The following is a 13,496-nucleotide window of genomic DNA, read 5'->3' on the forward strand; positions in this document are numbered from 1 at the left end:
TCGCAGTGACGCAGTTACCTTCGACTTCAGGGGTGTGGCTTACCCCGAGGTGGACTTACACCACCCTGACAAAGCGCCTTCGCGGGCGCACTCATCCCCTTGAAGAAGGGGATCCATGTCTTCAATGCCCATTATAAAGTCCAATCTCTTGGAGGCTGTTCAAAAACCATTCTGGCAAGGCGCGACCCGATTTTGGAGGTTGACGTGTAGCCGCCTACATGAGCCCTTCAAAATCGGCTCACAACGCAGTCCAGAAGGGATTTTTCAACAGTCTCTCCTTTAATCCACGTGATCAAGCACGATACTCTCGAGAAGTTTAAGGATCCCCGCCAGCAACCCGGCAAACAGCAACGTGACGACGGCGTTGTAAATCCGGCGCGGCTCCATGGGGTATTCGGGCAGGGTCGGGGCCTGGAGCACCGAGACCTTTTCCAGCATCCTGGTTGCGTCCATGCGCCCTTTTTCCAGGCCAATGAGGGCCGACTTGTAGATGTCCCCGGTGAAGGCGACCTCCATTTCCAGGCGCTGAAATTCCTCCACCGTGAAGTTGAGCGTCTTTCCCGACGGCGCGGCCAGCTTGGCCTTTTCCTGGGCGATCTGGCGGTTCACGGCGTCAAGGGACTGCCGGAGCATGGTGATGTTGGGGTGATTCTGATCCAGGCTCCTGGGCAGGGATGCCAACTGGGTCTGGATGCGGGCGCGTTGTTCCTCGAGCCTGGCAATGATCGCGCCCATGCTTTCCGCCGTGGATTCGGGTGAAACCAGGCCCTTCTCGTTCTGAAAAGCGAGCAATGCCTGACTGGCCTGCCGGAAGCGTTCCTGGGCCAGATTGACCTGGGTGGTCAGAAAGCGCACCTGCACCTCGGCCAGTTCATGGCCGATCTGGTTCATGTAGCGCTCCCCTTCCTGCACGAGCATGGCGGCGACATCCCGGGCTGTCGCAGGGTCGTAAGCCTGAACCCGGACGCGCAAAACCCCTGAAAAATCATCGTAACTCACATTCACTCGCGAGAGGTAATGCCGGTGAAACCACTCCATGGAGGCATCCTGAAACCACATCCTCGAAATGATGTCCTGGCTCTTGTCGCTGTAGTGCGAGCGCAGGTCCAGTTCGGCATCGAGTTTTTTAAGCATGTCGACGGAGAGCAGATATTCCCTCAGCAGAAGCTGGTCGGAGCGGTTGACCCCGGCGACACCTGCGATAATTGTCGAAATGTCAAAGCCTGGGGCGCTCACGGAATTGGTTTTGCGGATGATCACGTTGGCATCCGACACAAAGCGGTCCGAAGCGAGGAACACCCAATATGCCACAGCGGCCAATGCCGAGATAAATACCAGTCCGATCAGGTACCGAAAAATTTTCATGCTGAGAGTAACCCGTCCTTATCCTGTGTGCAGGTCGCATTGAATGCGGCCCAGATGACTCCGAACCGGAAATTCCTTGGAAAGTTCATTTCTGTATGCTGTCCTTGTATGCTTTCAGCGCATCATCGATCTTGTCGAACCAGTGCGCCTGCCCATCGGCAAGCCAGATGCCGGCCTGGCAGAACTGCTTCAGCGTGCCCTCATCATGGGCGACCATGATCAGCCCGGCGCGATGAGCCATGTCCTTGAACGCAGCAGCCGTCTTCTTGCGGAACGAGGCATCACCGGCGGCAGTGACCTCGTCGGAAATGTACACGTCAAAATCGAAGGCCAAGGAGAGGGCGAACTGCAGTCGTGCCCGCATGCCCGAGGAATAGGTTTTGAGCGGTTCGTCAAAGGCCTGGCCCAGTTCCGAAAAGCCCTGCACAAAGGCCAGTCGGTCCGAGAGATCATCCTGATGACCATGCACCCGGCACACGAACTTGGCGTTCTGGCGGCCGGTCAGGGTCCCCTCCAGCCCGCCCTGGCCCATGGGCCAAGAGACCCGGCACTGCCGCACGACCTGCCCCTTGTTGGGGAAATCCATCCCGCCGATGATGCGCAGTAAGGTAGATTTTCCTGCGCCATTGACGCCGACCAGCCCGACATTCGTGTTGGCCGGTATGGTCAGGCTTACGCCCTGCAGGACCCATCGCCCCATGCCGTGATCGGTTTTGTACCGCTTATGAACGTCTTCGATCCGGATCATTGCATCACCAACCGCAATACATATCGTCGATAGAGAAGTAGCCCCAGAAAAATGCTGACCGCGGAGCAGGCATAGAGATAGCTTAGGCTGAGTCCCGGCACCGCATGATAGTGAGGCACGTAACCCAAGCGCATGGCCTCGATTCCATGAGCGACGGGGTTAAGCATCAGGTGATCGCGATACGGCATGGGGATCGACGAAAGCGGCCAGATGACTCCTGAAATAAGGTAAAGAGGCATCATCAGTATCTTCAGGATGTGCTCAAGCTCGGGGACGAGTTCCATGAGCACCGAAGCGATGAGCCCGTACCCCATCCCGAACAGCCACAACCCCAGCGCCGCCCCCATGACCAGTAAAGGATCGCTTGGGATCGCATCGCGGCCCAGAAGGTTGACGATGGTTATGATGATCACCGACACCAAGGCCATGATGAAGGCCTCAAGCCCTCCACGGACAATGGCTGTGTCAAAGGGCTTGACCTGCCGGTAGGCGAAAAGCGGGCGGTTGCAGTCCACTGCGTACATGACCTGAATGCCTGTGCGGCGAAACAGGAAAAAAGCCAGCATGCCGACCATGAGCCAGACAACAACATCCATACCACCCATATTGGTCGTCCGCACGACTCCCCACATGAGCGCCAGAAAGCCGATGTGCGTCACGGGCTCGATCAGAAGCCAGAACCACGCGGCCCGCTCCCTGAAGAGGCGGTCCAGCGCCTCGCGCAGGAAGATGGCCCGCCAGACGGAAATGGTTATGGTTAAAGAACTGCGCATGATTCCGGGCGGCTACTGGAAGAGCCGTTGCATGTTGTTGTTGATGGTCAGGGTCGGGTTGGCCACGGACACGATGATTCTCAGGAACTTCTCGAACTCGGCGGCCGGGGAGTTGGCCACGTAGATCACGTCGCGGTTCTGGACCGGGAAGTTCTGGGTCACGAAGAAGGACGCCGGGTCGCGCAGGTCGATCTGGTAGACCACAGGCACAGTGCCCTCGGCCGTTTTGACCGTGGCCTCCACCGGACCGAGCAGCTTTTCGTCCTCGAAACGGAATATGAACACGCCGCGCGCGTCGGCCCGGTTGTCGTTCAGGCCGCCGGAGCGCGCCAGGGCCTGGGCCAGGGAGATGCCCTGGGCCTCGAAGGGCACTTCCTCGTTCTTGCCGGTGGCACCCAGGACCGAAAAGCTCTGGGGCTGGAAAAGAGCCGTGACCACGTCGCCGGGAGTGAGCTGGATATTCTGCTTCGGGTCGCGGATGATGGCGTCGAGGGGCATGGTGGCCGTCAGGTTCTGCCGGGACAGCTGGACCGCCATGCGGTTGATCGGCTGCGTGACCCCGCCGGCCAGGGCCAGGGCGTCGAGAAGGCGCTCCCCCTTGGGCGTCAGGGGCATGAGCGCGCTCTTGCCGACATCGCCGACAATGGTCACGTTGGACGTGTTGTTCTTGACCACCCGCACCAGAACCTGGGGCTGATTGGCCTTGCCGCGCAGGCCCTTGACGATGTCCGCCTCGATCTGCTGCGTCGTGCGGCCCTTGACCAGCACCCGCCCGGCGAAAGGCACGGTGATCATGCCGTCCGCATTGACCATCTGGCCGGGAAGGGTGACCGAGCTCGAGGTCATGCTCCCGCCGAAGGGGTCGAACAGCCCGGCCCCGAAAAGCATGGCCGGAGGAGTCTCCCAGACCGACACCTCGATGATGTCGCCGGGGCCGACCAGGTAGCTGTTGGCCCCGGGATCGGGAAAGACCGCGTCAAAGGTCCCGAGCTTCTTGGCTGCGGCGAGCTTTCTGGCCAGCGCGTCGTCGACGTCGACCAGCTGGATGCCCTGGATGCGCGCGTTGTCGCGACGCTCCTGGACCTGCTCCCGGCTCGGGCCGTGCGAGGATATCCAGCCGGGCATGGTCGCGCAGCCGGACAGACCGACAAGGAGCAGCACGAGGGCGGCGACGGGTTTCATGGACAAGGCTGATGCAGCATTCATGAGAGTATTCCTTGCGGGATCAGTTTACTGGCGGTCTGGCATGCGTGGCGGATATCGACTTCGCTGTGCGCCTCGGACAGGAAGAAGCGCAGTCGCGCGGCCTTCTCCTCCACGGCGGGGTAAATCACGGGCTGCACGTTGATGCCGTGTTCGAAAAAGGCGCTGGAGAGGCGGACTGCCGCCAGGGAGCTGCCGGTGATCAGCGGGATGATGGAAAATCCCTGGGAAAAGCCTGTCTTCAGGCCCGCCTTCTGCGCCAGTTCGAGGAAGAGGCGGCCGTTTTCCTGCAAACGCCGCACGCGCTCGGGCTCCCTGCGCATGACGCGCAGTGCGGCCAGGGACGCCGCGGCCAGGGGCGGGGCGATGCCGACGCTGTAGACGAAGCCGGGTGCGGCGTACTTGAGGTGGTCTACCAGGGCGCGCTCCCCGGCGATATACCCCCCGCACCCGGACAGGGTCTTGGACAGGGTTCCCATCCAGATGTCGACTTCGCCGGGGGCGACGCCGAAATGCTCGAACAGGCCCCGGCCCGTGGAACCGATCACGCCCAAGGCGTGGGCCTCGTCGACCATGAGAAAACACCCGTGCCGGCGCTTCAACTCGATGAGGGCGGGCAGGTCGGGCAGGTCGCCGTCCATGCTGTAATGGCCCTCGACGACGATAAGCGCCCGCTCGAACTGGCCGCGGATTTCCCCGAGCAACGCGTCCAGGGCCCGCACGTCGTTGTGCGGGAAACTGCGGCGCGACGCTCCGGACAGCTTGGCCCCTTCGAGCACGCTGTTGTGGATCAGGCTGTCGTGGACCACGAGGTCCCTGGGCCCGAACAGGGTGGCGATGGCCGAAACGTTGGTGGCGTGGCCGCTGACAAAGACGACGCAGTCCTCGGCCTCGTAGAGTTCGGCGATGGCCTCTTCCAGTTCGAGCTGCACGGGCCGCTCGCCGGCCACGAGGCGGCTGGCCGAGGCCGAGACGCCGTAGCGGTCGATGGCGTCCTTGGCGGCCTGGCTGACCTCGGGATGACCGTTCAAGCCCAGGTAGTTGTAGCTGGAGAAATTGAGGTAGCTGTGCTGGCCGATGGTGGTCGTGGCCGCGGCGAGGCCCTCATGGGTTTTGAAAAACGGGTTGTCCACGCCAAGCGCCCTGCTCGCCCCCATGAGCACCTGCATTTCCTTGTAGCACGGGTGGCTGTCAAAACGGGTCAGATTCCCGGACACTGCGTTTTCTGCCTGCCGCGTCACCGGCTTTGATCCTGCAGCGGCAAGAGACTCCGTCTTGCGCCCGAGAATGCGGCCGATGAGCTGCGCCTTGTTCATCGCGCTCATGCCAATCTCTCCTGTTCGAGCACGGTCTCGGCTTTGCGGGCCACGTACTCCATTTCCTCGGCGCTCATCCGCTCGCCATGCTGCCGGGCGAGATTCTCCACCGTGGAGTCCGGCGCGGCATCCCCACCCTCCTCCGCACCCTTGAGCCGGTCCACGATGCGCTGGGCGACCCTAGTTGCCGAAGGCGATTCGTTGAGCAGCATGACCGGGAACTGCACGCCAAAGCGCTTCTCGAGCCCGAGTGCCAGCTCCACGGCCATGAGCGAATCCATGCCCAGGTCGTGCAGGGGCCGCTCGGGATCGACGCGGTCCGCGTTCAGGGAGAGAATCTGCGCCACCTCCTGCACGACGAGATCACGCACCATGGCCATGAGCTCCGCGCCGCTCTTCTCCGCGGCCAGGGCACGGAAATCCAGCTCCGCCTCATCCCTGGCCACGTTCCCGCGCCGCCTGTTGAGCACCGCGAAGCGGGAGCTCTCGGCCGAAGGCAGGAAGCGGCAGAGCACGGCCCAGTCCATGTTGGCCAGCGCGCCATCCCTTTGCGAGCCGATCATCTCGTCCAGACGCGCCAGGGCCTCGGCTGCCGCCAGGGGCTTTCCGCCCAAGCGCTGGGCCAGGCTGTCCCGGACGGCGGTGTTGCGCGTCAGGTATCCGGCGTCCCCGATAGGCCCCCAGCCGATGCACGTCGCCGGGAGCCCGGCCTGCCTGCGCAGCTGCGCCAGGGCTTCGAGGCCGGCGTTGGCCGCCACGTAGTTGGCCTGACCGGGGTTGCCGATGGCCGTGGTGATGGACGAGTAGAGCACGAAATGCTCGAGGGGCAGGTCGCGGGTCAGGTTGTGCAGATTCCACGCCCCCAGCAGCTTGGGCCGCAGCACGGCGCCCATGCTCTGGGCGTCGAGGTTGGCGATGAGGCGGTCATCGAGGACCATGGCCGCGTGCAGCACGCCACGGATGGGCGGCAGCTTTGCCGCGGCCTGCTGCAGGACGTGCGCCAGCGACCCCTCATCGGTCACGTCGCAGGCCAGGGCCAGGACGTCAACGCCCAGGGCCTTCAAGTCCTCCACCGCGCCCTGCGCCCCGGGAGCGTCCAGCCCCCGTCTGCTCACCAGGACGAGGTGCTTCACGCCCCGTGCGGCCAGCCGGCGGGCCGACTCCAGACCGAAGCCCGCCAGGCCGCCGGTGACCAGCCACGTGGCGTTTTCCTCAAAATGAACATGTTGCGGCGCGGCAGCCGTGAGGCGAACCCGTGCGGAGGCGTCCTCCAGCGAGACCACGATCTTGCCCATGTGGCGGGCCTGCTGCATGCACCGGAAGGCCTCGACCACCCTGTCGGCCGGAAAAACCGTGTACGGCAGCGGAGTCAGCACGCCGCCGTGGAACAGGGCCATGACCTCGTCCAGCAAGCGCGCGGCCAGACGCGGGCGGCCGGTCAGCAACTGGTCGGCGTCGATGCCGAAATAGCTGATGTTGTCCTTGAAGGGCCGCAGTCCGACCTGGGTGTTCTCGAAGAAGTCGCGCTTGCCCAGTTCCAGGAAGCGCCCGAAGGGCCGAAGCACCCGCAGGTTGCGCCGGATGGCCTCGCCGGACAGGGAATTGAGGACCACGTCCACGCCCTGGCCGTCGGTCACGGCCAGAATGTCGTCGGCAAAGGCGTGGCTGCGCGAATCAAAGACATGGTCCGCTCCCAGAAGGCGCACCAGATCGCGCTTCACGTCGTTGCCGGCCGTGACGAAGACCTCCGCGCCCAGATGCCTGGCCAGCTGGATGGCCGCCATGCCCACGCCGCCCGCGCCGCCATGGATGAGCACGCGCTCGCCGGGCTGGAGGTCGGCCAGGTGCCTGAGGGCGTAATAGGCGGTCAGAAAGACCGTGGGCACCGTGGCGGCCGCCTCGAATGTCCAGCCTTCGGGCATGGGCATCAGGGCGTGGACAGGCGTGACCACGTGGGAGGAGAAGCAGGCCGGGCCGAAGCCCATGACTGCGTCGCCGGGCTTGAAGCGCCCCGCCCGCTCCCCGACGCGGGTGACCACGCCGGAAAACTCCAGACCCAGGCTGGCCCCGGCAAACCCCTTCTCCACGGCCTCGTCGGGCAAAAGTCCCATGAGGTACATGACATCGCGGAAATTGAGGCCCACGGACCGCGTGCGCACCTCCACGTCTTCCGCCTCCAGTTCGCGCTCCTGTCCGGGCAGCCACACGAGGTTGCGCAGCCGTCCGGGCACGTGAAAGTCCAGCCTGAAGCGTTCGGCCGGAGCCTGCGCCCCGGCCTGGCCCTCCTCGACCAGGACCAGGGAGTACCGGCCGTCGGCGCCAAGCACGATCTCGCTCGCGCCGTCGGGACGCAGCAGCTCCCGGACGAGCAGGGCCCGGGCGTCGTCCCCGGCCGGCTGCGCGTCCAGGTCGATGAGCGTGCAGCGCAGCGCGGGCAGTTCGTTCATGACCACGCGCCCCAAACCCCACAGGGCCGCCTGGGCGGGGTTGCGCTCGCGATCAGGCGGCAGGTCCGAGGCCAGCGCCCCGCCCCTGGTCACGACCCAGAGCCTGGGGGAGCGCCCGTGGGCCGCAATCTCCTGCACGCAGCGCAGCGCGCTGGAAAGCAGGGCCTGCGAGTCTTCCACCGCCTGGCCCCAGCCCAGAAGCAGGGCCACGTGGTCCGCGCCCGCAAGGGATTCGTCCACCGGAGCCTGAGCCACCATGACGCGCTGGCCACGGCTCTCCAGCTCCGCCTTCAGGCCATCCGAGGCGTGGGACGACGCGTCGTCGATGACGAAAAGCCACTGTTCGGAGGCACGCTCGCCCAGATCCGGCGCGGCCGCGAAGGGGCGGCGGCCCATGACCAGGTACGCGCCTTCGGCGAGCCGCCCGGCGGCCGGTTCGGTGAAACAGGCCACATCGTCGAAACCTTCCGTGCCCAGCTCTTCGAGCCAGCCTTCAGGGGCCAGCAGCGGCGAGACCGGTTCGGTGCCACCGGCGGCGTCGGGGAGGCTGTTGCACCACCACCCCTCGTCGAGACCGGCCAGAAAATCGGCGCTCCAGTCGGGGTGGCGCTCGGCCACGAGCAGCAGGCCGCCCGGCGCGAGCATCCCCCTGGCCCAGTCCAGGGCGGTCCTTGGGCTTCGGGCCCGATGCAGGACATGGCCGAGGATGACCACGTCGTAGTGCATCTGCGGCAGGGCGTCCTCGCATCCAAGACCCCACTGGGCGCAATCAAGGCCCGTCAGGCTGACCGCGGGCAGGTCCCCGAACTCGGCCTGCGCCCGTTCCAGCGCCCTGTCGTCGGCAAAGGCCAGGACATAGTCCAGCCTGTCCTCGGGCAGGATGCGGCAGCGTTCGCGCGTCCACCCGTCAGGCCCGGCGGCAGCCTCCAGCACGCGCAGCCTTTTGCCCCGTGGCAGCCCGGCGGCAAGGCCGCGCAAAACGCCCCAGGAGGCCACGCCCGTGCCCAGATAGGCAGGGTCCGCGTAATACGCTTCCGCCACGGGGGTGCGCCGCAGGGCGGCCAGGAAGTCCGGTTTCAGTTGCGGCTCGGCCATCAACCGGGGCAGATGGAGGCCGACCCGGCCCAGAAGGGCCAGCTGCGGCAGACAGGCCGGGAAATCCCGCAGCAGGTTGCGCCAGATCTCGCCGGCGGGGGGAAAGTCCTCCACGGCGGTCAGCCGCCATTGCCCGTCCTCGAACTCGAGCAGGCCCTCGCGCCGCAGGAGCCCCCGGAGCCAGATCCCGTGGGACGAGGACAGCCCGGCCAAGGCTTCCCGGCCCTGGCCGCCCTCGCTCAAGCCCTCGAACCCTTCGCGGGCCATGGCCAGGACCAGGGCTTCGAGCAGGGGCAGCGCTTCCGTGAACCATGCCGCGCGCTGCGGCTCCATCGTCTCCAGCGCCTCGCGGCACCACAGGGCGAGCTGGTCCATGTCCGGCAGCATGCGGCAGGCGGACTCTTCGGGGTGCGGACAGGGCCTGGTCACCACCCGCCAGGAGGCAATGCGGGATTTGTCCCGGTTGGACAAGGGCGCGGCACGGAAACGGCAGTCGCGCATGACGGCCATGACCTCGCCCGAGGCGTCCAGCAGGTCGAAATCGGCCAGAACGGAGCGCGCCCCGCGGCGGCGCAGGCGGGCGCGAAAGCCGGCCATGCCGTCCGCACGAAGCAGGACGAACCGCCCGGTTTTGACCGGCAGCAGGGCGGCCCCGCCGCCGGATTCTATCTCGTCCTGGAAAAAATCCAGCAACGACTGGGCGCAGGCGTCCATCAACGCGGGGTGAACCAGGTAGCCGGCGGCATCCTGAAACTCGGCGCGCAGGCGGCCTTCAAGGAGGTCACCCGCCACGCGGGCGGAGTCAAGCGCCTGGAAGGCCGGGCCGTAATCCAGGCCCAGTTCGGCCGCCAGGCGGTAATGGTCGGCGCTGTCGATGCCCACGGCGTCGGCAGGCACGTGGCACAGGGGCTGCGCGCACGAGGCGGCTTCGACGACCCGGCCCACGGCGTGCATGGTCCACGGGTCCTCGCTCAGGCGCTGGCGGCTGCGGATCCGAAAACCCCCGTCGCGGGGATCGAGGCTCAGCTGCACGGTGCGGGCATGCTCGCCGTCAAAGACCATGGGCGAGAGGATATCGAGTTCCTCCAGGGCCAGGATTTCGCTCCCGAGCCACTGGCGCGCGGCCGCGAGCCCCATCTCGACATATCCGGTGCCGGGGAAGACGACGGCCCCGCCGACCTTGTGATCGGAGAGCCACGGCAACACCACGGGGTCGAGCACGTTCTCCCAGGCGGTTTCCTGTCCGGACACGGGCCAGCCCAGCAGGGGATGCACCCGGCGGCGCTCGATGGCCCGGAGGCTTTCCGGCGTACTCCGGTACCAGTGGCGTTCGTACTGCCATGGGTAGACGGGCAGACGGACTTCGCGGCCGACCCGTGGAAAAAACACGTCCGCGCCTTTCAGCCCGGTCAGCAGATGGGCGCGCAGGGCCACCTCGTCGATGCGCTCCAGGCCGTCGGCGTTCTTGCGCAGCGTGGGCAGGACCCGGCCTTTGACGTCCAGGGAGGCCAGGGTGTCGCGCATGTAGCGCTGCAGGATGGCGTGGGGGCCGATTTCGATGAAGACGCGGCACCCGGACTGGGCAAGCCCGGCCACGGCGGCTTGGAAATTCACGGTTTCGCGCACGTTGCGCCACCAGTACCAGGCGTCAAGACAGGGGCCGTCAAGGGCGCCGGCGGTCACGGCCGAGACGAAGACCGCCCTGGCGCACGGCGCAGGGGCCAGATCGCCCAGGTTCGAGAGCAGGCTGTCCCGGACGGAGTCCATGTGCCGGCTGTGAAAGGCGTACTCGAGGTCCAGCAGCTTGAAATGCACGTTCCTGGCTTTCAGACAGTCGCCAAGGGCGGTCATGTCCCCAGCGCTGCCGGCGAAGGTCACCATGTGCGGGCTGTTCACCGCGGCAATGGTCACGTCGAGGGTCTCGCCCAGGCCGGACAAGGCTTCCAGCGCGGCGTCCCTGGAAATGGAGGCCGCAGCCATTTTTCCCAGACCGTGCGTGGCCCCCTGGGCCGCGCTGCGACAGACGATGACCCGCACGGCCTGCTCCAGTGTCAGCGCGCCGGAAGCCCAGGCGGCTGCCACCTCCCCCACGCTGTGCCCGGCCACACCGCAGGGCTTGATTCCACGCTCCTCGAGCAGCGTGGTGATGCCGACCTGAATGGCGAAAAGCAGCGGCTGCGCCACGACGGTGTCGTCGAGCCGCGACTCCTCTTCTTCGGCCAGGAGTTCATCGAGGATGGAGAATCCGGTCAGGGCTCCCACCTGGGCATCGATTTCCGCCACAACGGCGGCAAAGCGGGGGGAAGCGGCGAGCAGGGCGCGCGCCATGCCCAGCCACTGCGCCCCGTTGCCCGAGTAGACAAAGGCCACCCCGCCGCATTCGGGCAAGGCGTCCTCGACAAAAACCGACGCCGGGCATTCCCCCTCGGCATACGCGGCCAGATCGCGCACGGCGTCTTGCGGCGCACCAGGGGCCAGGGCGAGCCGCTTCTCCAGCCGCTCGCGCCCGGTCGCCGCGCCGTAGGCCACGTCGTAAAAATGCCCATCCGGCATGCCATCCAGACACCGGGCGTAACGGCCGGCCATGTCGCGCAGGGCCGCCTCGGTGCGCGCGGAAAGAAACAGCGGCGGACGGGGCTCGGCTTCGACAGGGGCGTCCTCACGGCGGAATTCCTGGATCAGGACATGGGCATTGGTGCCGCCGAAACCGAACGAATTGACGCCGGCCACCAGAGGCTTGTCGCCCCCTGCGCCAAGAGGCTGCCGCCGGGTGACCACTTCGAGATTCAGGCCGGCGAAATCGATGTTGGGGTTGGGGGTGGTCAGATGCAGGGTCGGCGGGACTTCGTGGTTGCGCAGGCACAGAAGCGCCTTGACCAGGCCCGCCATGCCCGAGGCGGGTTCCAGGTGCCCGAGGTTGGTCTTGACCGACCCGATGGGCAAAGGGGAGAGCCGAGACTGGCCGTAAACCTGCCCGATGGCCGCGGCTTCCACGGGATCCCCCACCGCCGTCCCGGTGCCGTGAGCCTCCACGTAGTCGATATCGCCGGGCTCAAGCCCGCTCTGGGCCAGCACGCCGCGCATCAGCTCGATCTGGCCCTCGACGCTGGGGATGGTCAGGCCCGACTTGCGCGCCCCGTCGGAATTGACGCCGCTGCCGAGGATGACCGCCTTGATGGAGTTCCCGTCGGCCAGCGCCTTGTCCAACGGCTTGAGCAGCAGCACCGCCCCGCCCTCGGCGCGCACGTAGCCGTCGCCGGAGGCGTCGAAAGCCTTGCACTTCCCGTCGGCGGACAGCATCGACGCCTTGGTGAAGCCCACAAACGGAGAAGGATGCAGCAGCATGCTCACGCCGCCCACCAGCGCGCAGGAAGCCTCGCCCGACCGCAGGCTGCCGCAGGCGTGATGCAGGGCCACCAGGGAAGAGGAACAGGCCGTATCAATGGAAAGGGAAGGACCGTGCAGGTCGAAGACGTAGGAAAGCCGATTGGCGGCGATGCTGAGCGCGTTGCCGGTCATGGAGTGGGACGTCATCACAGCGAGGTCGTCCATACAGCGATTGCCGTAGTCCATGCCCGAAATGCCTACGTAAACTGCGCAATCAGTATCGGCAAGTACGGAGGGTAGTACGCAGCCGTTCTCCATCGCCTCCCAGGACAACTCCAGCAACAGGCGCTGCTGCGGATCAAGGGTCTTGGCTTCGCGGGGGGAGATACCGAAAAAACCCGCGTCGAACTGGTCAATGCGCGACAGCACACCGGCGGAAAACGTGACGCTCCGTCCTGGCTCGGCGCGCTTGCCATGCCGCAACTCATCGACGGCCCAGCGATCAGCAGCAATACTACCGACTAAGTACTTACTACGTATCAGCGCGTCCCAAAAGACCGTGTCGTCGCTCAAATCTCCAGGAAATCGGAACGCCAGACCGATAATCGCAATGCCTTGATGCAAAGAAAAGCTCCACTATAAAATAAAAATACAATTGATTTAGAAAATATGTAAAATAATATTAATTTGCGCATCTTTCCAATTCGTAGAAAAATATGCGAAATAAATTCATTTATGAACAAATCTAAAAAATGCGCCAGAACGCAAGCAGAAACGGAACAACAAGAAACGTTTCCCAAAAAAGGGCGTCACAAGTCAAGACAACATTTAGCATGTCTTTTTTGCCCAATTTTCGCCAACAAACTCCGAACAATGCGCCTCCCCTTATCACACAAGCCGCCGCACACAACCCCAAATTTCGTATGACAAAAAAAAATCAATCTCCGCAAACATCGAAATACTGGACCCTGTAATACATGCAGCATTGCACCGAGGCAGCCATTTCAATCCGAGGAAGCGGGCGCGACAGGGCAGGAGATTTTCAACCAGCACCACCGATCCCCTGAGCACCCTTGCAAACCATTCACTTGCTGTTTGACATTATATACGGTGGGTATTTAGTTTAGTTCTCGACTTTCGGGGTTAGCCATTAGTAGCTAACAACCTTTGTTCATTGAAAATATAATCGAAATTGCGCCCCAAACTGCGTATTCCGTCTCGG

The 13,496-nt window shown here is 64.6% G+C and carries 6 protein-coding genes; all 6 read right to left on the minus strand.

What is annotated here, in order from left to right; translation table 11 throughout:
* Nucleotides 1-279 precede the first annotated feature (279 nt).
* The 6 genes from H4684_RS19695 to H4684_RS19720 all read right to left on the minus strand — a co-directional run bounded on the left by H4684_RS19695 (nt 280) and on the right by H4684_RS19720 (nt 12,898).
* Complete coding sequence (locus H4684_RS19695; protein ID WP_225940575.1) at nt 280-1,260, minus strand: hypothetical protein; 981 nt, start codon at nt 1,258-1,260, stop codon at nt 280-282.
* Nucleotides 1,261-1,450: 190 nt separating this feature from the next.
* Entirely contained in the window at nt 1,451-2,113 is a 663-nt protein-coding gene (locus H4684_RS19700; protein WP_192625059.1) for an ABC transporter ATP-binding protein, read from the minus strand.
* Nucleotides 2,110-2,886 carry an ABC transporter permease gene (locus tag H4684_RS19705; RefSeq protein WP_192625060.1) on the minus strand — a complete coding sequence of 259 codons (777 nt, stop codon included), beginning with the start codon at nt 2,884-2,886 and terminating at the stop codon, nt 2,110-2,112. The genes H4684_RS19700 and H4684_RS19705 overlap by 4 nt, the downstream gene beginning before the upstream one ends.
* A 12-nt stretch (nt 2,887-2,898) precedes the next feature.
* Nucleotides 2,899-4,092, minus strand: coding sequence for a polysaccharide biosynthesis/export family protein (locus H4684_RS19710; protein WP_225940576.1), 1,194 nt, complete (start codon nt 4,090-4,092; stop codon nt 2,899-2,901).
* On the minus strand, nt 4,089-5,414 hold the full coding sequence (locus tag H4684_RS19715) for an aminotransferase class I/II-fold pyridoxal phosphate-dependent enzyme (protein WP_192625061.1): 1,326 nt from the start codon (nt 5,412-5,414) through the stop codon (nt 4,089-4,091). The genes H4684_RS19710 and H4684_RS19715 overlap by 4 nt, the downstream gene beginning before the upstream one ends.
* Complete coding sequence (locus tag H4684_RS19720) at nt 5,411-12,898, minus strand: type I polyketide synthase (RefSeq protein ID WP_192625062.1); 7,488 nt, start codon at nt 12,896-12,898, stop codon at nt 5,411-5,413. The genes H4684_RS19715 and H4684_RS19720 overlap by 4 nt, the downstream gene beginning before the upstream one ends.
* Between the last annotated feature and the right edge of the window lie 598 nt (nt 12,899-13,496).

Source organism: Desulfomicrobium macestii (assembly GCF_014873765.1).
Lineage (GTDB): Bacteria > Desulfobacterota > Desulfovibrionia > Desulfovibrionales > Desulfomicrobiaceae > Desulfomicrobium > Desulfomicrobium macestii.